23 protein-coding genes and 3 pseudogenes are annotated in these 20033 nt (G+C 70.9%); 12 read left to right on the plus strand and 14 right to left on the minus strand.

Translation table 11 applies throughout. The features are described 5' to 3' along the window. Positions 1-485 (minus strand): annotated as a pseudogene (locus tag ACQKM2_RS35720) (hypothetical protein); the annotation flags it as partial. Positions 486-845: 360 nt separating this feature from the next. Between ACQKM2_RS35720 and ACQKM2_RS35725 the strand changes: the two are divergent. Next, positions 846-1397, plus strand: a complete 552-nt coding sequence (locus tag ACQKM2_RS35725; RefSeq protein WP_427717175.1) for an RICIN domain-containing protein — start codon at positions 846-848, stop codon at positions 1395-1397. 612 nt (positions 1398-2009) lie between these two features. On the opposite strand, the gene ACQKM2_RS35730 is transcribed toward ACQKM2_RS35725, so the two are convergent. The 4 genes from ACQKM2_RS35730 to ACQKM2_RS35745 form a co-directional block, all read right to left on the minus strand. Next, positions 2010-2465, minus strand: a complete 456-nt coding sequence (locus ACQKM2_RS35730; RefSeq protein WP_427717176.1) for a hypothetical protein — start codon at positions 2463-2465, stop codon at positions 2010-2012. A gap of 445 nt (positions 2466-2910) precedes the next feature. Then, positions 2911-3159 carry a hypothetical protein gene (locus ACQKM2_RS35735; protein WP_427717177.1) on the minus strand — a complete coding sequence of 83 codons (249 nt, stop codon included), beginning with the start codon at positions 3157-3159 and terminating at the stop codon, positions 2911-2913. Between the two features lie 58 nt (positions 3160-3217). Next, positions 3218-4030 (minus strand): alpha/beta fold hydrolase, encoded by an 813-nt coding sequence (locus ACQKM2_RS35740; RefSeq protein WP_427717239.1) that lies wholly within the window; start codon positions 4028-4030, stop codon positions 3218-3220. Positions 4031-4085: 55 nt separating this feature from the next. After that, positions 4086-4694: a TetR/AcrR family transcriptional regulator gene (locus ACQKM2_RS35745; protein ID WP_427717178.1), complete on the minus strand. Its 609-nt coding sequence runs from the start codon at positions 4692-4694 to the stop codon at positions 4086-4088. Between the two features lie 140 nt (positions 4695-4834). On the opposite strand from ACQKM2_RS35745, the gene ACQKM2_RS35750 reads away from it, so the two are divergent. After that, complete coding sequence (locus tag ACQKM2_RS35750) at positions 4835-5644, plus strand: alpha/beta fold hydrolase (protein ID WP_427717179.1); 810 nt, start codon at positions 4835-4837, stop codon at positions 5642-5644. After that, the gene (locus ACQKM2_RS35755; RefSeq protein WP_427717181.1) at positions 5641-6258 is read left to right on the plus strand and encodes a dihydrofolate reductase family protein; all 618 of its coding nucleotides are present in this window, start codon (positions 5641-5643) and stop codon (positions 6256-6258) included. Before ACQKM2_RS35750 ends, ACQKM2_RS35755 begins: the two co-directional genes overlap by 4 nt. Before the next feature lie 156 nt (positions 6259-6414). On the opposite strand, the gene ACQKM2_RS35760 is transcribed toward ACQKM2_RS35755, so the two are convergent. Both ACQKM2_RS35760 and ACQKM2_RS35765 read right to left on the minus strand, forming a co-directional pair. Further along, a complete protein-coding gene (locus ACQKM2_RS35760) occupies positions 6415-6645 on the minus strand; it encodes a Tn3 family transposase (RefSeq protein WP_427717183.1) in 231 nt (76 codons plus the stop codon). 186 nt (positions 6646-6831) lie between these two features. Next, positions 6832-7737 (minus strand): annotated as a pseudogene (locus tag ACQKM2_RS35765) (carboxylesterase family protein); the annotation flags it as partial. 419 nt (positions 7738-8156) lie between these two features. On the opposite strand from ACQKM2_RS35765, the gene ACQKM2_RS35770 reads away from it, so the two are divergent. Both ACQKM2_RS35770 and ACQKM2_RS35775 read left to right on the plus strand, forming a co-directional pair. Further along, entirely contained in the window at positions 8157-8939 is a 783-nt protein-coding gene (locus tag ACQKM2_RS35770) for an SAVMC3_10250 family protein (protein WP_427717184.1), read from the plus strand. Positions 8940-9592: 653 nt separating this feature from the next. After that, entirely contained in the window at positions 9593-9835 is a 243-nt protein-coding gene (locus ACQKM2_RS35775; protein ID WP_427717186.1) for a hypothetical protein, read from the plus strand. A 225-nt stretch (positions 9836-10060) separates the two neighbouring features. Here the strand turns inward: ACQKM2_RS35775 and ACQKM2_RS35780 are convergent, their stop codons facing one another. Further along, entirely contained in the window at positions 10061-10306 is a 246-nt protein-coding gene (locus ACQKM2_RS35780; RefSeq protein WP_427717188.1) for a hypothetical protein, read from the minus strand. 306 nt (positions 10307-10612) lie between these two features. After that, positions 10613-11395 (minus strand): hypothetical protein, encoded by a 783-nt coding sequence (locus tag ACQKM2_RS35785; RefSeq protein WP_427717189.1) that lies wholly within the window; start codon positions 11393-11395, stop codon positions 10613-10615. A gap of 407 nt (positions 11396-11802) precedes the next feature. Between ACQKM2_RS35785 and ACQKM2_RS35790 the strand changes: the two genes are divergently transcribed. Next, complete coding sequence (locus tag ACQKM2_RS35790; RefSeq protein WP_427717191.1) at positions 11803-12579, plus strand: hypothetical protein; 777 nt, start codon at positions 11803-11805, stop codon at positions 12577-12579. Positions 12580-13068: 489 nt separating this feature from the next. Next, a complete protein-coding gene (locus ACQKM2_RS35795; RefSeq protein WP_427717240.1) occupies positions 13069-13770 on the plus strand; it encodes a hypothetical protein in 702 nt (233 codons plus the stop codon). A 216-nt stretch (positions 13771-13986) separates the two neighbouring features. On the opposite strand, the pseudogene ACQKM2_RS35800 reads toward ACQKM2_RS35795, so the two are convergent. Beyond that, a pseudogene (locus ACQKM2_RS35800) lies at positions 13987-14640 on the minus strand (hypothetical protein); the annotation flags it as partial. Positions 14641-14660: 20 nt separating this feature from the next. On the opposite strand from ACQKM2_RS35800, the gene ACQKM2_RS35805 reads away from it, so the two are divergent. After that, entirely contained in the window at positions 14661-15059 is a 399-nt protein-coding gene (locus ACQKM2_RS35805; RefSeq protein ID WP_427717192.1) for a hypothetical protein, read from the plus strand. 459 nt (positions 15060-15518) lie between these two features. Here ACQKM2_RS35805 and ACQKM2_RS35810 read toward each other — a convergent pair whose 3' ends face one another. After that, positions 15519-15896 carry a hypothetical protein gene (locus ACQKM2_RS35810; RefSeq protein WP_427717194.1) on the minus strand — a complete coding sequence of 126 codons (378 nt, stop codon included), beginning with the start codon at positions 15894-15896 and terminating at the stop codon, positions 15519-15521. A gap of 189 nt (positions 15897-16085) precedes the next feature. Between ACQKM2_RS35810 and ACQKM2_RS35815 the strand changes: the two genes are divergently transcribed. From ACQKM2_RS35815 to ACQKM2_RS35825, 3 genes are all read left to right on the plus strand, one after another. Then, positions 16086-16334, plus strand: a complete 249-nt coding sequence (locus ACQKM2_RS35815; protein WP_427717196.1) for a hypothetical protein — start codon at positions 16086-16088, stop codon at positions 16332-16334. 154 nt (positions 16335-16488) lie between these two features. After that, entirely contained in the window at positions 16489-16830 is a 342-nt protein-coding gene (locus ACQKM2_RS35820; RefSeq protein ID WP_427717197.1) for a DUF6233 domain-containing protein, read from the plus strand. A 23-nt stretch (positions 16831-16853) separates the two neighbouring features. Next, positions 16854-17087, plus strand: a complete 234-nt coding sequence (locus ACQKM2_RS35825) for a hypothetical protein (protein WP_427717199.1) — start codon at positions 16854-16856, stop codon at positions 17085-17087. A gap of 102 nt (positions 17088-17189) precedes the next feature. On the opposite strand, the gene ACQKM2_RS35830 is transcribed toward ACQKM2_RS35825, so the two are convergent. Next, positions 17190-17543, minus strand: a complete 354-nt coding sequence (locus ACQKM2_RS35830; protein WP_427717201.1) for a hypothetical protein — start codon at positions 17541-17543, stop codon at positions 17190-17192. Between the two features lie 269 nt (positions 17544-17812). On the opposite strand from ACQKM2_RS35830, the gene ACQKM2_RS35835 reads away from it, so the two are divergent. Next, positions 17813-18367, plus strand: a complete 555-nt coding sequence (locus tag ACQKM2_RS35835) for a hypothetical protein (RefSeq protein WP_427717203.1) — start codon at positions 17813-17815, stop codon at positions 18365-18367. Here the strand turns inward: ACQKM2_RS35835 and ACQKM2_RS35840 are convergent. Beyond that, positions 18330-18887 carry a hypothetical protein gene (locus ACQKM2_RS35840; protein WP_427717204.1) on the minus strand — a complete coding sequence of 186 codons (558 nt, stop codon included), beginning with the start codon at positions 18885-18887 and terminating at the stop codon, positions 18330-18332. The genes ACQKM2_RS35835 and ACQKM2_RS35840 overlap by 38 nt on opposite strands. A gap of 577 nt (positions 18888-19464) precedes the next feature. Then, the gene (locus ACQKM2_RS35845) at positions 19465-19947 is read right to left on the minus strand and encodes a hypothetical protein (RefSeq protein ID WP_427717206.1); all 483 of its coding nucleotides are present in this window, start codon (positions 19945-19947) and stop codon (positions 19465-19467) included. Positions 19948-20033: the final 86 nt, after the last annotated feature.

A 20033-nucleotide genomic window follows, 5' to 3' on the forward strand; every position in this document is an offset into this window, starting at 1 on the left:
CAGCCGAGGCGCACGACGGCGTCGAAGTCGACGCGGCGGACCCCGAGCCGACGGGCTGCCTGATCCGGTCCGAGCGGCACGTGACGGTCCAGCAGGACGGGCAGGTCCCGCCGGCGGGCGAGGGCGTCCACCTGATCCGGGTGGACGTCGGGGAACTCGGTCGCTCCGCCGAGGTAGACGAGAAAGCCGGCGCGGACGAGGTGGCCGACCGCCGCCGCGGTCACCCGCGGCCGGCACCGCAACGGCTCCCCCAACGCCTCCGTCAGCCGCTCCGCCGCCACCCCCGCGCCCATCGGACCCCGCAACGCCGCGCGGACCTGCTCCGGGTCGGCGGCCTCCACCACCGCCCGCGACCACAACCCCGAACCGGCATCCGCCGCCGGGACCAAGCCCGTACCGGCCGCCCACCGCCAGGCGGCCAGGGGGACCCGCAGCCGGCCCGCGGCCTGGTTCTCGTCGTAGAGCTCACGTACCGAACGCACCATCCGAACCACACTCCGATCGCACAACGGCGCGGCCCAACGATCGGGCCGCGCCGGAAATGTGCGGCCGCACAAGTCCTAGGGTCAGGTTCAGCCCGCACCGAACGCCGTGCGTTCTCCCTGGCTGCTCCGGGGCACGCAGAGGATAGAAAGCCTGCACGCCATGCACACCATCGCACGCTGCTCGGGCCTAAATTCTCCGCTTGAGACGGCGCCACAGCATGAACGGAAGCCACGGGACAACAACCCGGCCCGACACCCGGCAGGCCACCGACAAGTGGCATCGGCCTGTGACAGCCGCGTCTCCATGCCCCTCGCATTCCTACGGGACGGCATTTGAGAGCAATCTATTCATGGTGTCGGATGCGCCACTATGAGGACAGGCGGGAAGCAATGCTATTGACGAGGAACGTCTCGCGGGTTCTTGGCCGCTTTGCGGCCGTTGGCGGGTTGATGCTCGGCCTGCTTGGGGTGAACTTGGGCACCGCTGCACCTGCTTCGGCGAACAACGGCTGGTTCATGCTGGGGAATTACAACTCGGGCCTCTGCATGCATGCCAGTTCCGGGGGTGGTCCCGGCTCGTGGGTTACACAGGAGACCTGCAATGTGAACGAACTGGGCCAATGGTGGTCATGGTGGTATGGCTACGGCACGAACCGGCCGATGTTGGTCAACGGGTTGCAGGGACGTTGCCTCGAATCGTACAACGGAAACAATCCTGGAACTGTTATTGTCTGGTACTGCAATAACTCAGACAGTCAGGTTTGGTCGTGGGGTACCGCACAAAACCTTGAACCAATTGGGCCATTTTCCATCGAGCCTCCCGGTAAGTCGAAGCAGCCGGGCACGCAGCTGATCATATGGGAAACGAACGGCACGGTGAACCAGAAGTGGTGGCGAAGGATGGTCGACTGATTGCGATGTGCCGGTTTCGTGTCAGTGAGGGTTTGCAGTGACGGGTCGCCAGTTAGGACTTGCCCGGCCGGTCCTGTGACTGTTCTGTGTCCCGGTCGTTGATGTGGACATGGAGTGGGGTGATCGGAGTGCCCGCCGGACGCCGAAGGCCGACGCCGCGCACGCATCGACCGCAAAATCCTCGGCCGCACCCTTGGCCCCGACACGACCTCCTGGAATTCCTGCGCCGGGCCGGCCCGGCCCCCGCCGACGCCCACCTGGACAACGTGCAGCTCATCGAGTGGCGCGGCGGCGGGCCAGCCGTCCCCTTCAGCAGCTGCCCGGCCCCTGGGGCCCCCGGCGCCGCCGGAAAGCCCCGGTCGGAGCCGAGGAATACGGCTGGATGATGTCCAAGGCCCAGGTTGCCCGCCTGAGCGCGTGGATCGCAGCGGAGGCCGAGCAGTACGACAAGCCCCCCGCTGAGGTTGCAGACCTTCTCTTGGACACGCTCACCAACAGCACGGAAACCGACCTGCGCCCCGGGGCATGAACACGCTTCGGGGTCATTCCAAAATCTTAGATTGACCCCCGGGAGGCCGTTAGGCAGGCCCCGGTTCGTGCTCTCCTCACCGGTCACCCGCCGGCCTCGTCGTCGTAGTCGGTGAACGTCCCGCACCAGGACAGCCGTCCCCGGGCCGGATGGGTCTCCGGGGCGAGGCCCCGCAGCCATCGGTCCTCGGCTGTCTCCCGGTGCCGCTCGCAGGCGTACACGGCGCGGTCCAGGCTCAGGGCGGCCAGCGCGTCGGCGTCCTCGTCGGTAGACCAGCCGGACAGCACGTCCTCCCCTTCGGCGTCCTCGGTCAAGACGAGGTGCGGGCCGTCAAGGCGGAAGCGGGCCGTGCCGCGCCGCGGGCCCACCACGGTCAGCGACGCCGACGGCATCCCGATGGGGACCCCGATCTTGTCGTGCGCCAGCAGCCACGCCACCACGGCCGCCCGGTCGAACTGCGGATGCACGTCCATACCACCGGCCGGGGCGGGGAAGTCCGCGTCGCGGCGGCGCCAGCTCCGCACCGCAGCCCGGCCCACCCGAACCATCCTCGCGATCTCCGCCAGCAAGACCCGGTCCCGGCCCGGGACGACCTGGGCCAGAGCGGCGAGCGGGCGCCCGCCGGGGCGGCGTACACCGTCCGCCAGTCCACTGCTGGCCGCACGACCGGGAGCAGCGCGACGTCCTCGGCCGAGTACAACGGGACCGTCGTGACGCCACCGTGGTGCTTGTAGTCGATCTCCACCGAACCCACCGGGGCGACCCACCCGAGGCGCACCACGGCGTCGAAGTCGGTACGGCGAACCCCGAGCCGGCGGGCGGCCTGGTCCGGGCCGAGCGGAACGTACCGGTCCAGCAGCACCGGCAGGTCCCGCCGGCGGGCGAGGGCGGCCACCTCGTCCGGGTGCACGTCGGGGAACTCCGGGTCCCCGCCGAGACAGACGAGGAGCCCGGCGCGGACGAGACGGCCGACCGCCGAGGCGGTCACCCGCGGCCGGCACCGCAACGGCCCCCCAGGGCCTCCGTCAGCCAGTCCGCCGCAACCCCCGCGCCCATCGGGCCCCGCAGCGCCGCCCGTACCGCCTCCGGGTCGGCGGCCTCCACCGCCGCCCGCGCCCACCGCCCCGGGCCGGCGTCCGCCGGCGGGACCAGGCCGGTACCGGCCGCCCACCGCCAGGCCGCCACCGGCACCCGCAGCCGGCCCCGCGGCCTGCCCCTCGTCGTAGACCTCACGTACCGAACGCGCCGTCGTTTGCCGACACTTCGACTTGCCGCAGCCGAGTGCCCGGGGTCAGGTCCGCTTCTGGGCGGGGTCGTGGAGGAACTGCTGGAGTGCTTCTCGCAGGGTGTCAGGGTGTTCCAGGTGGAGGTCATGTCCTGCCCCCGGGATGCTCAGGGCCGCCGTTTCGGGGCGCTGCTGAAGCATCCGTCCGGATTCCTCCGGGGTGATGATGCCGGATTGGCCGAGGACGACCAGAGTCGGGCAGGTGATGCCGGCCCACTCGTTCCAGTAGGACCGCCGGGCGTTCTCGGACAGGGAGTCGGCCATCACGTGACGGTCGAAGCGCGGCCACCATCCGCCGTTCCGTTCCTCCAGTCCGTCGGCCCAGCCCTCACCGACCGGGCCGCCGCCGAAGAACTCCACGGCCGCCTCCCTCGACGGGAAGGGTGTCGGCCATGAGGCGAACCATGCGTCGATCTCGGCGACGGCCTCCGGACTCGACCCGCCGGGACCGGCTTCGACCATGACGAGCGCATGGACGAGATCGGGGTGGGCGGCGGCGGTGAGCATGGCGGTGAGGCCGCCGAGCGACTGGCCGACGAGCACGGGCTGCCGGAGTTCCAGCTGATCGAGGACGGCGAGGACGTCGGCGACGTATGCGGCGCGTGTGCAGTCGCCGGGGTGCCGCTCGCTGGCCCCGTGGCCGCGCTGGTCGACAGCGACGACGCGGTGCCTGCCACGCAGGTGCCGGGCCGTCGTGTCCCATTCGCCGGCGTGGCCGGCCAGGCCGTGCAGCAGGACGACGGGCGGTCCCGACCCGCCCCAGTCACGGCAGGAGATGCGTACGCCGTCGCGTACCACGGTGCGCTCGGACCATGTCAGGGCCATGGGAATCCTCAGGGGCTCGTCTGGTGGGGGTAGGTCGTGGCAGCGGGCGTCAGCGGTAGGCGGCGAGGAAGACGCGGGTGCCGGTGGCGGCGTGGCGGTCGAGGTCGGCCTCGGTGTGCTGGGTACGGCCGGTGAACATGGCCTTGTTCACCGGAATCCACAGCAGTAGCCCGGAGAAGTGGTTGGCGGCCAGGAGTGCGTCGTCGATGTGGAGCAGCCCCTGGTCGGCCAGGCGCTGGAAGGTCGCCGCCAGCGTGGCGAGCCCCCGTTCGAAGCCCCGCTCGTACCAGGCGGCGCCCAGGTCCGGGAAGACGTCGGCGTTCGCGATGATCAGGCGCCGCAGCTGGATCACCCGGGGGTGGGTGAGGGTGGTCAGGAACTGGCGGGCGAGCCGGGTCAGGTTCTCTTCCAGGTTGTCGGCGTCGACCGGGATGCCGGCGAGCAGGTCGATCTCGGTGTCGAGCCGGTCGGTGGTGGCCAGGACGATGTCGGCGAAGAGCTTCTCCTTGTCGGAGAAGTGCTTGTAGACCGTCTGCTTGGACACCACGGCCAGTTTGGCGATGTCGTCCATGCTCGTCCCCGAGTACCCCTTGTCCAGGAACACGGTGGTCGCGGCGTCCATGATCGCCTGGTGCTTGCGCGCCGACCTGCTGTCCATCTTCGACTCCCTCTCTCTTCCATCCGCCTCTGCCCTTCCCGAGAAGAGTACTGGACTGATCAGTACCCATTCTAGTACTGTACCGTCCAGTTCCAAGCGCAGGGCTTCCGTTCTTCACCGCACTTCAATGGGGGTTTCACATGGACAAGGTGTTCTCGGCCGACGGCACGACCATCGCCTTCGAGCAGCAGGGGTCGGGCCCGGTGGTGGTGCTTGTAGGCGGAGCTTTCATGACCCGCGGCGCCTCCGCCGAACTCGCCGGCCTGCTGGCCGAGCACTTCACGGTGATCACCTACGACCGCAGGGGCCGCGGCGACAGCGGGGACGGGCGGGCGTACGACGTGCGGCGCGAGATCGAGGACCTCGACGCGCTGATCCAGGGGCCCGCCGGCGGGTCGGCCATGGCCTTCGGCATGTCCTCGGGTGCCGTCCTCGCCCTGGAGGCGGCCGCCGCACTGGGCAGTGCCGTGTCGCGCCTCGCGCTGTACGAGCCGCCGTTCATCACCGACGACAGCCGGCCGCCGCTGCCCGCCGACTACGTGGAGCACCTGACGGAGCTCGTGGGCCGCGAGGCGTACGGGGACGCCGCCGCCTACTTCATGACGGCGGCGGTCGGCCTGCCCGACGAGGTCGTCGCGGGCATGCGGCAGGCCCCGTTCTGGGCGGGCATGGAAGCCGTCGCCAATACCCTCCCCTACGACGGCCGGATCATGGGCGACACCATGTCAGGGCGTCCCCTCCCGGTCGACCGCTGGGCATCGGTGACCGTGCCCGTCCTGGTCGGCAGCGGCGACGCGGGCGCGCCCCACATGCTGACCGGCGCGCGGGAACTCGCCGCGGCGGGCCAGAACTTCACCCTGCGCGTCTTCCCGGGCGAGGAGCACGCCATCGCCCCCGAGGCGCTGGCCCCGGCCCTGGCCGCCTTCTTCTCCGGGGAGCACGCGGCGTGAGCACGGTATTCGCGAGCCTGGGCATGTCCCTCGACGGGTTCGTCGCGGGCCCGAACTCCCACCCCCAAAACCCCCTGGGCGACGGCGGCCTGCGCATCCACGAGTGGGCCGAGGCGGCCGAGGCATGGCGGGAACGCCAGAGCATGACCGGCGGTACCGCCGGCAACCAGGACGACGACATCGTGCGCGCGACCTTCGAGCGCGCCGGGGCCTACATCATGGGCCGCCGCATGTTCGACGAGGGGGAGGCCGGCTGGCCCGATCCGCCGCCGTTCCGCGCGCCCGTGTTCGTCCTCACCCACACCCCGCGCGAGCCGTGGGTACGGCAGGGCGGCACCACCTTCCACTTCGTCACCGAGGGCCCCGAAGCCGCCCTGGCGCTCGCCCGCGAGGCCGCCGGGGAGAAGGACGTCCAGGTCTCCGGAGGCGCCGACACCGTACGGCAGTTCCTCGCCGCCGGGCTCCTGAACGAACTGGAGCTCCACCTGGCCCCGGTGATCCTCGGCGCAGGCACCCGCCTCCTCGACGGTGTCTCCCCCGAACTGCGCCTTGAACCCGTACGCACGGTCGGCTCGCCGAAGGTGACCCACGTGACATACCGGATCACCGGATGAGGCGGTCGGCGCCGTGAGCGCCATCCCGGGCATGCCGACGGCATGCTTCATGGAGCGGCCTTCGCCCCTGTGAGCAGCGCACCCTGGTGAAGCCCGCGTAGGCCCCACCGTTCAGCCGGCGTGCCGACTGAACGGATTCCATGGCCTCTCACACGATCAGTCGCGAAGGGCCATGGAATCCGCTCGGTCATCGGCATGCCGGGGGTGCGGGACGGGGACCGGAAGCAGCAGGTCGAGCCGTCTGTCCATGTCGAGGCGGAACGTGCCATAGGGGTTGATGTTCGACCAGAACAGCGCGGTCAGTCCGCGCCGGTCCTCGTCCGACAGCTTCTTCGCCCACGTCGGCTCGGCGACGACCTGCTGCAGGAGCAGGGTGTTGAGGTGCACGAGCGCACGCCACGCCGCCTGGCCATGCGACGACACTCACCTGCACCAGCCGGACGACACGTCCGTCACCGTCGGCCCCGCTGAGTGCCCGACAGCCTGGCGAACCCTGCCGTCGCCGGCCCGTGCAGAGTCCGTGACGCCCGTCAACTGCCCCTTGAGCAGCCTCCCGAGAAGTTGCACTTGGCGTCAGCGGAGGTTCTTCCAGAACCCATAGTCATGGGCCTTGGCGAAGTCCGTACGGTGCCACGGCCCCGAGGCCAGCGACTGCACGTAGCCGCCGCTGCGGAAGCCGGGCCAGTCCGTCGTCCCGGTCTCGGCGAACCTCACCCAGGTGTCCGTCATCCGCTCACCGAGGCGCTCCTGCTTCGTCGTCAACTTCTCGTGCAGGGGCAGCTTGAGGTCGAAGAGGAAGGGCAGCTCCGACATGTGCGAGGCGCGGGGCGCGAAGCTGAGCGGCGGGGAGCCCGCCCATGCGGCGGTGTCGCGCTCGCTGAACTCGTACATCCGGGTCGGCGTCCACTGCGCCAGCAGCCGGGCGGTGTCCAGCGTCGGCACCGACCAGTCGCGGTCGGTCAGGGCCGCCGCCAGGGCCTCTCCGGCCGAGCCGAAGCGGCTCAACGGGTAGCGCGCCAGGACGGCGTCGGCCGCCGTGGGGAACTCCTCGCGCACCTTGGCCTCGTACGCCTCGGGCCGTACGGGTCCGTGCTCCAGCTCCTCGCCGAGCATCCGGCCGCGCTCCTCGTCGTGGTTGACCCCGATGAGGACCGGGACCCGGTTGAACTTCCCGGTGCGCAGGGCGTCGGCGGGGGCCAGCGGCATCAGTTCGGTGCCGGCGACCGGACGGGGCTCCTTCGAGGTCCCGTACGCCTCCATGAGCGTGCCCGGACCGGTCCGCCGGAAGCAGGCCGCCGCGCCCTCGTGCTCGTTGCACGCCCCCGTCGTCCGCAGCCTCTCGACGGTGGTCTCGGCCTCGCGTTCGGCTTCCTCCCGGGTGCGGGACCCGCCCGTGGCGCACGGTGCGCTCTGCACGACGGCGCGGTGGAACAGTCCGGCCGACTTCGGTGAGGCGAGGTGGCCGGCACCCGCAACCGGCCCGCTGCCTGCCCCTCGTCGTAGACCTCACGTACCGAACGCACCATCCGAACCACACTCCGATCACACAACGGCGCAGCCCGACCACCGGGCCACACCGGAAACATGCCGAAAGATCCTGTGCCAAGGAACCATGACCGATTGCCACTGAACTTGGACGGACGCGAGTTCATGCCACCGAAGACTGACCGCGCAGGTCCAGCAGGGGCGCACCCGGATTGCGGAGGGGGAGCCCGAGTGCCCGAGACGGGATGAGGCGGTACACCAGCGGCGCCCCTCCTAGCCGAGCTTGCCCTCGTCCTCTTGTGGCCCGGGCCGCAGGTGCCCCTGACCTGCTGCCCGTTTGGCGAGCCCTGCCGCTGGGACAGAACAGTGACGGCGTCCTGCGTAACGACTCGCCTCGGGGGACAAAAGAGATGATGCGCGACCTGCTCTACCTGTCAGAGAACAAGATGCGTGCGCTGATTCCGCAGCTCCCAGGTGGCGTACGCAGACGCTTGCAAGTCGAAGCGGGGCTCAACATCGGGGTGGCGTCGGCCAAGGCTGCCCTGACAGGCGAACCGCAGCGCCCCTCAGTGGCGTTGCTTGATGCCACTGTGAAGATGATCGAGAAGACGAAGGGGGTCCGTCAGCGTACCGAACGGGATCTCCGTGCTGGCGACTGGATCAGGTTTGAGGACGAGTTCCGATTCGGGGACGCGGTCACAACAGAGCGTTCGAACGACAGTACCGATCATCACCCGCTTGCCGGGCTGGTGTACTTCGCCACCACTCAGGCGGAGGCTCCGTTCGTGTTAATCGGCTCATCGGTGAACGTGCTAGACCGCTGGCAGTCCGGTCAACCAGCGGAGGCGCGAGTCGGTTGGTTCTATATGGACGCGGTGCTCGCCTACGCGCACCAGCTCGCTCTCTTACCGGACGAGGCCGCGACCAGCGAGTTCACGCCCCCAGACGGCCTGGAAGGAGGACTCGGCTACGGGCTCTGGGTGCTATGCCGGACCGCGGAGTTCGGGGATGACGACCGCTATGACCGATGGGCGTCCGAGCCGATCCGGCTGAGCGGGCATGCGAGGGTCCTGGCAACCCTGCCGACGGACGGGCCGCCTTGCCTCCTAGCGACTCCCCTCTACGTGGAGTACACCGCGCGCGACGACCATTCCGGACGACGCCGCTTTCTACCCCGTCGCGGCCCCGCACGATGACCAACGGCCGGAGCCTCCCAGCCACGGTCGAATGCGGGCCGGACAGGCGGAGACGACCCCGACCGGGAGTCCGTGCTCCGTTGGCTTCCTCCTCCTCGATCAGGGTGCCGCCCATGCTGGACCTGCGTGGCCAATCTTCGGTGGCCCGAACTCGCGTCGGTCCAACTTCACTGGCAATCGGTCAAGGTTCATTGGCACAGGACACCGAAAGATCCTATTTTTTTGTCAATAGTCATGATTCTTGGATGAGTTGGGAGCACACCGCACAAACCGCCTACGCGCACGCGAGGACAGAAATCACCCCTGCGGGGGACTGCGGACCGGGTGCCGGGCAGACGACGGCGGGGGCCGCCAAGGCGGCCCCCCGTCCCCCGGACGTCACGTTCCACGGGGCGGGGAAGGACGGTTCGACCGCGCGGGCGTGTACAGGCCGCCCTGCGAGGCTGCGCGGACGCGCAGTCCGGTGAACCGGCGCAGCTTCCGGCCCGTCCGGCCGGCCGTCGACTACGGGACACCGCCCCTCCCGCGCGGCTACGGTGCCGGCATGACCGACTCCTTGCCGCCCGTGCCGATGCCGCCCAAGCTCTGCTGGACGACGTGCCGTGGGAGGTGCGTCTGGAACTGACACGGCGGATGCGCGTCGAATCGCTCCTATGGCACGAGGGCGACCGGGTGGCTCTGCGGCACACCGTCGCCGGCCGCACCCCGACGAGGAACTACGCGACGAGGAAGGACAGGACGGCCTGCGGGGGTACCGCGTCCTGGCCGGGGCGCACGGGACCGTGGTGGCGGTCCGGCAGTACCTCACACCGTTCCCGTACCTGGTGTACTTCGACCGCGGCACAGAACTGGCGCTGGGCGAGGACGCGCTCTACGGGATCGGCCGGAACGCCTGAACCACGCCTCAGCTGCGCCCTCCCGTACCGACCGGCCGCCCGCGGGCTACGGGGCGTCGCCCCGCGACACGAACCCGGCCTGCGTCTCCGCCGCCGGGACCGGCTCCGGGCATACGGAAGCGCGGGCCGCCACCGTGTGGTGGCAGCCCGCGCAGGGGGTCTCCCAGGGTCTGCCCGGCGCCCCGGCCCCCGCCCGCTCAGGGGCGGACGCGCCTCTGCCGGACGTCAGCCGACCGGGCGCAGTCCGGGGCGGGCGGCTTCGCCCGTCGGTCGGGGGGCCATGCCGAGGTTGTTGCGCGCGTTGTACTGCGCGACGAAGTCGGCGACGTCGGCGTCTTCCGGGGGGAAGAAGAGGGTGGGGACGATCCGGAGCACCTCCAGGAGTTCGCCGGGGTGCTCACGGGCGACGTGCGCAGCCGCTGTCGCCAAGGCGGGCGCCAGCGGCTGGTCGTTCAGGACAAGGCCCCCCATCGCCCCGCACACTCCGCAGCGGACGTAGGCCACCGCGGCCCCGGCCCGCACCCCGAAAGGCAACCGCTCCCGCATCTCCATGCCCGGCTGACGAGCCGTACCGACAGCCGTGGTGGGCGAGCCCTGGCCGGACGGGAGGTCATCGTCTTGGCTCTGCGCCCCGGTGTTCAAGCTGCGAGGGCGCCTGGCCCAGGAGGATCAGGTCCGGTTGCGCGTCGCGGACGCCAGCACCGCGCTCCCGGTCCCCGGCCTGCCCGACAACACACCGGCCGGACGCGAGGCACGGCCTGCCGGGTTGCGCCGGGGTCAGTCGGCACCCGGGGCGGGGGCGCTCTTGCGCGGCTGAAGGCGGATCTCCTGCCTGCGGTTGTCGATGTCGGCGAAGACGAACCTGTTGTCGACGGTGGCCTTGCCGGGTGTGCCGTCGGGCACGCCGAAGGCCGCTCGCAGGGGGCCTGCGGCCGTGGCGCGGAACGTCAGTCGGACCGGCACCTGGTCAAGGTGCGGGTCGACCAGGAGCTGGACGAGGTCGGGCAGCTCCCCGCCCGGCGGAACATTGTTGATCAACTCGAGGTCCAGCCGGGCCTCGCCCAACGTCGCCCGCGTGCCCGCGAGGACCTCGGCGACGGACCGGCCGAAGAGCGGCGCGCCGTTCACGAGGTCGCAGTCCTTCACCACGTACGTGAGCGCCTTCTCGGTGTGCAGCCGGATCCGGACGTCGGTGTTGCCGTCGGTGCGGGGCCGCTCGCTGACCGTGCCGGTCACCGAGGTGCCCAGGCTGATCCGTCCCCCCGACTGTTGGCGGACGGCCTCGGCTGCCAGACCGGCGTAGTCGACGAGCGCGCAGTCCTCCGGAGAGTCCAGGTCACCCCAGTAGAGCATGTTGGGCACGCCCGGCAGGATGTACGCGCAGCCGCCTGCGCCGTCCGGTAGGCAGAACGTGCCCTGGACCTTGAGGAAGTCAGCGAACCGTCCCTGCGGCAGCTCAGCGGCCGGCGCGGGCACAGTGGCGGCTGTGGCGGGTGCGGAGGGCGACAGCACGGCCAGGCAGGACAGCCCGGCGAGCAGGGCCCGGCGGAGGGCGCTCAAGGGCAGTCGGGGTGCGTGGGAAAACACCGGGTCTCGGTTTCCGTCGGGAGGTCGGATGCTGCGGACGCTAGGGGGCCGAGGGCCGCGCGGCGAGCCGGGTCCCGCAAACAGGCGAGCCAATGCGGCCGGGCGGGGGAGCGCGGAGTCGGGAGCGCATGACGGGACCGAGTCCGACCCGGCGGCCGCGCTCGCCTGACGCGGAAGCACTGACGGCCCCCTACCGCCGGCCCGGGTCCGCTCTGCCGGCCTCGATCGCTGCGGCACCGTTGGCCTACTTGCGGCGCAGGCCGTCCACCCGGGCGTACCGGCTCACCCACTTGCGGGGCCCGGCTCGCCGGGCCCTCCACCGAGCCATAGCGTCCCCAGCGTCCGCCCCGCCCCGCCCCGCCCCTGAAGGGAACCGGCCGATGCCCGCTCGCACGTCCCGACGGCCCAGACGCACCCTCCGCAAGACCCTGCTTGCCGGGCTGGCCTGCTTCGCGGTGCTGGTGCCGCTCGCGCCCGCATCGGCCGCCGACCAGCCGTCAGACCGGTTCGCCGAGTTCCTGAAGGCCCAGGGCACCTTCTGCGTGCCGGACGGTGAGGGCGGCTGCGCGTACTTCCTGCCCGGCATTCCCAACATGCTCGGCTGGAGCAACCAGGACGCCAGCTCCTGCGCGCTCGTGGACTACGCGGGCCTGGCCGCCGGGGCCATCCGACAGCAGTCGGGCGGACGGATCGGCCTGGACACCTCGGTGACCGGCACGGTCACCGAGAAGGCGCGCACCGACGGCGGGGCCGATGTCCGAGTCCGGCTGCACGCGAGAAAGGCACTCACCTACGTGACGCAGGGCTGCGAACTCGCGGACGGCCCGCTCAGCTTCGGCCGGTCCGTCCCCGAAGTCCTCGCGGGCAGACCCGCCACGACCAGTGAGGCCCGGCTGGACCTCACGTTCATCAACAACTTCCCGCCCGGCGGGCAGCTGCCCGACCTCGTCCAGCTCCTGGTCGACCCGCACCTCGATCAGGTACCGCTCCGCATGACCTTCCACGCCACCGCCAGGGGACCCCTGCGCGCGGCCTCCGGCCTCCCCGAAGGCACACCCGGAACCACCGTCATCCACAGCGACGTCACCTTCGCCGAACCCGAGAACCGCAGGGACGAGATCCGCCTGGAACCGCGCCGCCACACCCCGGCCGACTGACCCGCCGTTCATCCGAACCTTGCCGAGCACCTCAACGACTACGCAGACACCGACACCCACCGCGAGGCCCGCTACACCGTCCCCCAGCTCCAAGACCTCCTCGACGAATGGCTCGTCCACTCCACCACCGCCCTCATCAAGGCCTACGCCAGGTACCTCAGATGGTGGCGATGCCGCGAGTACCAGAGACCGCGCAGGACCGATGGAGCCAAGGAGCGCCGCCGCCGCAGGAAGGGACTTCGCGCCGTAGCGACGCGCCGCGGCCCGGCCCGGCCCGGCCCGGCAGGATGGCGCAGGGTCTTCACCCGAGAGTGAGGCCCGGGTCGCTCGCGGCAACTACTGCCCCTAGTGTCTGGGGTCTCCGGCAAGGGTGGGGATCCCGTGCGCCGGCACGCTCCCCGACGCCCGGCAAGGAGCCCCATGCCGCACCGCCGCCCGCCCCGCAATCGCTCCCGCTCACCACGCACCACGCTGCGTGCACTGTGCGCGGTGCTGTTCGCTTGTCTCGCGCTGGTGCTGCCCGCGCACGCGGCGGGTGCCACCGGGGACGCCGACCAGAGGTTCGCCGAATTCCTCAAGGCGCAGGGCACCTTCTGCCTGCCCGACGGCGAGGGCGGCTGCGCCGAGCTGGTGCCGGGCGTGCCCAACTTCCTCGTGTGGAGCGACCTGGACCCGGACAGCTGCGCCCTGGTCGACTACGCCGGACTGGCGGCAGAAGTGATCCGGCAGCAGTCCGGCGGCACGCAACGGCTGGGCACCCGGGTGACGGGCACGGTCACCGAGTCCCCCCGGCCGGATGGCGGGACCGACGTCCGGATCCGGCTGCACGCCAAGAACGCCCTCACGTACGTCGTGCAGGGCTGTGAGGTGGCGAACGGCCCCTTGCTGTTCGGCCGGTCCGTCCCAGAGGTCGTCGCGGGGAAGCACGCGACGCTGGGTGACGCCCAGCTGGACTTCCGGTTCATCAACCTGGCCGGCGCGCCGCTGCCCGACCTCGTTCAGCTGCTGGTCGATCCCCAGATCGGGCAGGTCCCGATCAGCATGACGTTCCGTTCCTCCGCCAAGGGCCCGCTGCGTGCAGCGTTCGGGGTGCCTGACGGCACCCCCGGCAAGGTATCCGTGTCCACCGATGTGCAGTTCGACGAACCGGACAACCGCAAGGAGGAGATCCGCCTGACACGCCTGTGGTAAGGGGCCCGCTCCCGGACGGCCGACCGAGGGGGGCCGCGTCCGGCCGACCGCGCGCAGCCGGCCCGTGGTGTCGTAGCGGCCAAGGACGAGGAGCTGTGGGCGGGTGAGGGTACCGGTGACCGCGCCGATGACCGCCTCGGTGGTGTCGCGCCTTCTGATCTTGGTCCAACCTCGATATCCGGCCAGATATTTGCTGGTCAGGGGCTTAATGACCAGACCTTCAACTCCGGATACGTCGGTCCAGGTCTGGAGCCACTCCCGGGCTTTGTCCAAGTCGGTCGTCATCGGGCACAGCGTCCACGGGGCCGTCAGGCCGCGGTCGGTGAACAACTTCTCCAGTTCAGTCCTGCGGTCCCTGTAGGGCCGTCGCAGCAGTTCCTCGCCGCCCTGCTGCAGGAGGTCGAACGCGACGAAGTAGGCCGGCCAGCGGGCGGCCAGGGTGGCGGCCCCGCGGCTACGGGCGGCGGCCCGGCGCTGCAATGCCTCGAACGACAGCCGGCCCTCCTCCGCATCCCAGACGAGCAGTTCGCCGTCCAGGACCAGGCCGGACGGCAGCGCTTCGGCTCCGCCACCAGGTCCGGCCACCGGTCCTGCACGAGGGACCTGCGCCGGGTCTGGAGCAGCACCGGCCCGCCCGGGCGTGCCGGGGTGAACAGGAGCGCGCGGTACCCGTCGAACTTCTGCTCGTACGCCACCCCCGCCCGCAGCGCGGCCGGGCCCGGGAGCGCCTCGGCGGCCTGCGCCAACATCGGCTCCACCGGCGGCCGCAGCACCTCTCGAAGCCCTCCTCGCCACTCCGCACCGCCCATCGCGCCCAGACTGGCTCCCGCGGCCCGGCGGAAGAGGCCGGACGGCGTACCGTCCGCCCACCCAACCTCGTTGGGCCGGGCATGACGACGACCGAGGACAGCAGCGCGCCGACCGCGCAGGAGCTGCGCCGGCGGATGGCCCTGCCGGTGGGCATCGTGTGGGTCTGCGGCACCTGCCGGCAGCAGGGGCACGTCGTGCACCCGAGCGTGGACGCGGCCCGGCACGACGCCGGACGCCACGCCCTCGCCGCCCACGGCGACACCGTCGCCCTCGCGGAGATCGAGCTGCGCCTGGTCGACGCACAGGATGTCGACGTCCGCCGGCAGCAGCGCCACCCGGACGCCCGGGTACGGACCCTCCTCCCCGTCGAGGACCCCTTCACGCGGCTGCCGCCGCTGTCGCCGCTCCAGGAGGAGCTGCTGTGCGACGTACTCGGCTGTGACCCCCAGGCCCGACACCTCCGACGCCGCCCAGCCTGATAGTCCGGAGTGGGGGTGTCCCGTCGCAGATGATCTGGTCCGTGCCCATGGCCGTGACCTGCGACAGCCAGATGGGTTGAGATACCGGGGAGCAGGTTTCTCAGATGATCTGGTCTCTCCGGCGCGGATGTCTGCCGTTGTCTCAGTTGATCTGGCCCGTCGCCGGCCGGAGGTCGGTTGGGGAAGGGAATGCCCCGGCGCCGGTTGGCGGAACTGGTTTGGCGCGCCGCAATGGGCGTATCGAGCCAGCGGACCCGGCCAAGGTTCGGCGGCCGGTGGGCAGGGCGGCCAGAGGCTTCGACATGCGCTTCTGACGCAGGACCGTGCCCCAGCTCTCCCGTGCGATCCGCTCACGGCTGGAGGACCCGATCGACGTCGCCAAGGTGGCGAGGCCACCGGGGAGGCGGCAACTGCTGACCTGACGGTTCGGACACAGGAGAGGGGGCCGGGGCGGAGGGGTCAGTTCTCGGGTGGTGGGGCGGGGGCGAGGAGTTCGCTCTTCACGTGGTCGTAGTCGGCCAGGGCTTGCGGGTCACCGTGGTGGTAGTCAGTCCAGAAGCCGGGGCGCTGCCAGCGGGCGTCCGCGAGGCGGGTGCGGCCGTCGGTGATGGTCAGGGTCCAGCCGGGCGGTATCCGGGGGTCTACCGTCTCGAAGTTGATGGGGTCCCAGAGCAGTCCGGGGTCGGGTGTGTCGGGGCCGAGCACGCGGATCTGGCAATCGATGTCGTAGGCGACCAGCTCCAGAACCGGGTAAACGCCGCCCACGCGGATCCCGTCATACTCCACGACCGGACAGTCGCCGTCGGGATGGATGATCTCCAGGCATCTGACTCTCATGGGTAGAAGTCTCACCCTCGCCGATCCCCGGTCACTCTCCGGGGCATCGCTACGGATCCAGAGAGGTGGCCATCTGCGGGCGCAGGCGACGGCAACTCACAGTTCCCGGGGTCGCCCTGGCGCAGCGGCCGGTGACCTCCGGCGGGCCGCTCGCACAGAAAAACATCGAACACGTGTTTTAGTAGAGTGGTGAGATCACCGTTCCGCTTCCCCGAGGACCTGATCACCCTGCAACAGGCGTGGCAGCAGACCTACGCCGCCCTCGTGCAGGCCCCCGCCGGGGCGGGCACCACCGCGCTGCGGCGCCGGCTGATCACCCTGTCGGCCCGCCTGTGCACCCACCCCTACTGGAGCCGGCCCGCCGGCTGGCGGACCGGCGGCGTCGAGCTGCGCCGCGCCGCCCGCACCCCTGCGACAGAACGGGAGGCCGCGACATGAGCCGGCCCATCGACGCCGCACCCCCGCGGCCCACGCCGATCCCGACCGGACCCTGCGTCCGCTGCCGGCGGCCCACGACCCGTTACGGAGAGAGCGAGAGTCCCCTTTGCGAGACCTGCCGCGAGCAGCGACGGGCGCAGCACGGAAGCTGATCATGGTCCCGCAACACTCCGTCGGCAGTCCCCGCCTGGACATGCTGCGCTTCCTCGAACGCGTCCAGGTCCAGGACCTCCAGCGCACCCGGGACTGGATAGCCACTGAAGAGCAGCTGCTCGCCGCCCAGGGCGAGCGGCGGCCCGCGCCGCCGCCGGAGTGGCTCATCGAGCACGGGATCCGCACCGGCCGGCCCGCCGTGCGGGTGCACGTCGGCGGCTGCTGGGACACCCGTACCCGGTGCAAGCCCGCGTCGGCCGACGCCGCGCGCCGGGCCCTGGCGGAAGGGATTCCCGCGTGCCTGCACTGCCGCCCGGACACGGCCCTCGGAGTGCTGGAATGACAGGTCACGGGCACGGTGGAGGCATGAGGCCCGGCCTGCGCGTCATCGTCTCCCCGCCCGACGCCCAGGGCGGCCGCCGCGTCCGCGTCGACGGCGAGATCCTCGGCCGCGCCCTCGGCGAGGCGGACATCTTCGAGTTCCCGCGCCGGGCCGGCCTCGACCCCGACGACGTCGACCTCGACCTCGACGACACGCTGCTCATCGCGTGGCGCGGCGGCGGACCGGCCGTCTGGGCGACGGACTCTGGCGAGGAGTGAGGCCTGCGGCCGCCGGGCGCGGCGTGGGCGTTTCCCCTCCGGTGACCTCGGCCCGTACCCCCTGTCCGGGGGTACGGGCCGGCTGAAGCTGCAGCCTGACCCTCAGCCGGCCAGGAACACCACCGATCGCAGCACGAGACGGTCGGTGGCCGGCTGGCCGTGCGGGCGCAGCGTCCATGGGTCGCCGGTGCAGTCGGCCCCGGTGAACACGACCGCGTACTCGTCGGTGTCGTTGTGCGGGGCGAACGCAGGATCGGTGGAGCCCGGGTCGGCGGCCTCGGGAATCGTGACGCACTCCCCGCTGGCCGGGTCGGTCAGCGTGGCGCTCTGCCGATCCCCCGAGAACCCGACGAACTGGTAGTGGAAGTCACCGGTCGCAGCGTGGGCGGGTGAGGCGAGGACTGCGGTGAGGGAAAGAGCGGTGAAGGAGGCAGCGACGGTACGCCGGAGACGCACGATCTTTCTCGATTCGACTGAAGGGCGAACAGGGTCACCCACCCCTACCCGGGTCTTGCCACCGCCGTGCGGCGAACCACAGCCGTAACCCTTCCTCCTCGCTCATCTGGAGGAACAGGCACAGGCTCTGGACCAGGGGCAGGGCATCGCCTGGTGCCCAGGGCCCGGGCATGATCATCGATAATGTGTGCGGGCCAGTCGTGGCCTGAATGCGATGCCCACCCTCAGTCCTGGCGAGCCCCGCCGAGGGCCGTACCCAAGGAGACACCATGCGCATGCCCAGAACCCTCACCGCCAGCGCCGCTCTGATAGCTCTCGCGTCCCTCACCGGTTGCGGAAGCGAGGAAGCCGAAACCGGAAGCGGTGGCAAGACCCTGCCGAAGGCGAAGGACGTCGCCGCGATGGAGCGCTTCGTCAACCAGTACACCGAGTGCAGTGACCTGGAAACGAACGCGCCGGAGGAGCGGCACGGCGGCACGGCGTTCGAGAACGTCCCCAAGGGCGCCGGAGCGGGCGTCAAGGAACAGGTGTACTGCGATGCCGAGAAGGGGCACATGGCCCTGGTCTCCATCTCCGACATGAAGAAGTTCCAGCAGGCGCTCAAGGCTAACGCCGAAGCCGGGAAGGAGGGCGATGCGATCGCCCTGGTCGGTGCGGACTTCGCCGTCATTCCCAACGAGGGCGGCGGCCTGCGACAGCTGAAGTCCTCAGGACTCCTCGTCGCCTCGTGCGACCCCACATTCAACAGCAAGATCCCCAGCGGCTACATGAAGCGCGACGCCAAGGTCAAGGGCTGCATCCTGACGGACTACCTCCCCGCGTAGTCCACACCGCCGCCTCCCCACCCACCGGAATCGACCGGCTGCCCGAAGCTGTGGGAACCGGGCACGGGTTGCCGGTGGGACCTCGTCGGCCGGGACCCGGTGATGGAGTCGGCCCACGTGCCCAGGCTCCGGACAGGTCGACCGGCCACCCCGCCCGGCCACAATCACCAGTGCGGCCGCCCATGTGGAACAAGGTCGAAGCCGGGGCCGCCAGTTCCTTCGCGAGCTGCTCACTGCTGGTCGCGGCGGCCCGCAGCTGCGCCGCGACCTCGGCCGTGAACGCCTCGGCGTCCTGGCCGGTGTCCATCACCACCCGCTCCCGCGCCCCCAGCAGCTCGATGACGGCAGCCGCCTGGTCCAAGGCCTGCGGCAGCCGCTCCACCAGCTCCTTCAACGCCTGCACCGTCGCGGACACCGCCGGCGCCGAGAGTCTGGCCCCGTCGTCCAGGAACGCGTTGTTCACGCGCTCGACCGCGTCCCTGGCATCGCGCACCAGCCGCACCGGATCCGTCGTCCCCATCCACCGTTCCTCACCCTCAACAGCCCGGACCGCCAGTCTTCCGCGCACCGCACGCACCCGTCCCCCGAACTCCCAACCCCGGCCCCCGGGCGGTCGAGGCAGCCGGGGGTAGGGGTCAGGGACGGGCAAGGCCTCGCACGCGGGCGCGGTTCGCGCAGTGGAGCCCGCCCTCGATGTGGTTCTCGCTCGCCCGGCCCTCGGCCGGGCCGTGGTCCGGGCACCAGGACACGGCAGTGACCCCGCCGCAGGCATGGCGCACGCACCCGCAGCCGGCGCCCGCGGCCGCGTGCAGGACCGCGTGATGGGCAACTCCCCCGTGCCGCGCCGCCGTACCCCGCAGACCGGCCGGCCAGGCCAGCGTCACCCGCAGACCACCCGGCCCCGAACGGAACCGCTCCACCAGCCGCCAACGGCACTGTGCCCGGCTCGGTCAGCCGGCGCACCGCCGCCCCGGACCCGCCTGCCATCAGGGCGGCCAGTTCGAGCCTGCGTGACGCCGCCGTGTGCGGCGAGCCCCGCCCGGTCCATGCCTGTTTTCAGGCCCTGGAGTATGAGGCGCTCGCGACCCCGGCGGTGGTCACGATCCAGATCCTCTGCCGCTGACCCGCCTCAGACGCTGCGCCTCGCGGGCCGCGCGTCGGGCGATGCGCTCTTCCAAGTGCGGATCGGGCGCCCAGGCGCTCTCGCGGCGTTCTTCCAGAAGCGAGCGCAGGAGTGCCACCTCCCGTAGGAGGGCCGCTTCGTCGAGTTCGCGGTTGTCGATGTAGGAAAGCCGTACGCGTCGGCCATCGGTGAGGTAGGCGTAGGCGACGGTCATGGCACGGTCGTGGGGCGCGGGGGCGCTGCGGATGTCATAGATGTCGTTCCAGACGACACGCCGAGTCCAGGCCTCAGTCCGCACAATGACGCTCTCATCGGTGACGTACGTGGCGGCGCGCGGGGCCTGGTACAGCACCCAGCCGTAGAGGGACGTGAACGCCACGGTGAGCGACACCTGGAACCACAACGAGAAGGGCTGGGTCCACGTTTCGAAGAGGAACGCGGCGAAAGGGGCGGCCATCGCGAGAAGGATCAACCGCCTCTTGCCGGGTTTGCACCGGTAGTGACGTGGCAGCGCTCCTGTTGTCATGTCTCCCCCTGAAACTT

Source organism: Streptomyces sp. NPDC004126 (genome assembly GCF_050275515.1).
Taxonomy (GTDB): domain Bacteria; phylum Actinomycetota; class Actinomycetes; order Streptomycetales; family Streptomycetaceae; genus Streptomyces.

Coding starts and splice junctions, on each gene's coding strand:
- ACQKM2_RS35725 (WP_427717175.1), top strand. CDS start 846: ATGCGCCACTATGAGGACAGGCGGGAAGCAATGCTATTGACGAGGAAC.
- ACQKM2_RS35745 (WP_427717178.1), bottom strand. CDS start 4,694: ATGGACAGCAGGTCGGCGCGCAAGCACCAGGCGATCATGGACGCCGCG.
- ACQKM2_RS35750 (WP_427717179.1), top strand. CDS start 4,835: ATGGACAAGGTGTTCTCGGCCGACGGCACGACCATCGCCTTCGAGCAG.
- ACQKM2_RS35770 (WP_427717184.1), top strand. CDS start 8,157: ATGCGCGACCTGCTCTACCTGTCAGAGAACAAGATGCGTGCGCTGATT.
- ACQKM2_RS35775 (WP_427717186.1), top strand. CDS start 9,593: ATGGCACGAGGGCGACCGGGTGGCTCTGCGGCACACCGTCGCCGGCCG.
- ACQKM2_RS35780 (WP_427717188.1), bottom strand. CDS start 10,306: ATGGGGGGCCTTGTCCTGAACGACCAGCCGCTGGCGCCCGCCTTGGCG.
- ACQKM2_RS35790 (WP_427717191.1), top strand. CDS start 11,803: ATGCCCGCTCGCACGTCCCGACGGCCCAGACGCACCCTCCGCAAGACC.
- ACQKM2_RS35805 (WP_427717192.1), top strand. CDS start 14,661: ATGACGACGACCGAGGACAGCAGCGCGCCGACCGCGCAGGAGCTGCGC.
- ACQKM2_RS35810 (WP_427717194.1), bottom strand. CDS start 15,896: ATGAGAGTCAGATGCCTGGAGATCATCCATCCCGACGGCGACTGTCCG.
- ACQKM2_RS35820 (WP_427717197.1), top strand. CDS start 16,489: ATGGTCCCGCAACACTCCGTCGGCAGTCCCCGCCTGGACATGCTGCGC.
- ACQKM2_RS35825 (WP_427717199.1), top strand. CDS start 16,854: ATGAGGCCCGGCCTGCGCGTCATCGTCTCCCCGCCCGACGCCCAGGGC.
- ACQKM2_RS35835 (WP_427717203.1), top strand. CDS start 17,813: ATGCGCATGCCCAGAACCCTCACCGCCAGCGCCGCTCTGATAGCTCTC.
- ACQKM2_RS35840 (WP_427717204.1), bottom strand. CDS start 18,887: ATGGGGACGACGGATCCGGTGCGGCTGGTGCGCGATGCCAGGGACGCG.
- ACQKM2_RS35845 (WP_427717206.1), bottom strand. CDS start 19,947: ATGGCCGCCCCTTTCGCCGCGTTCCTCTTCGAAACGTGGACCCAGCCC.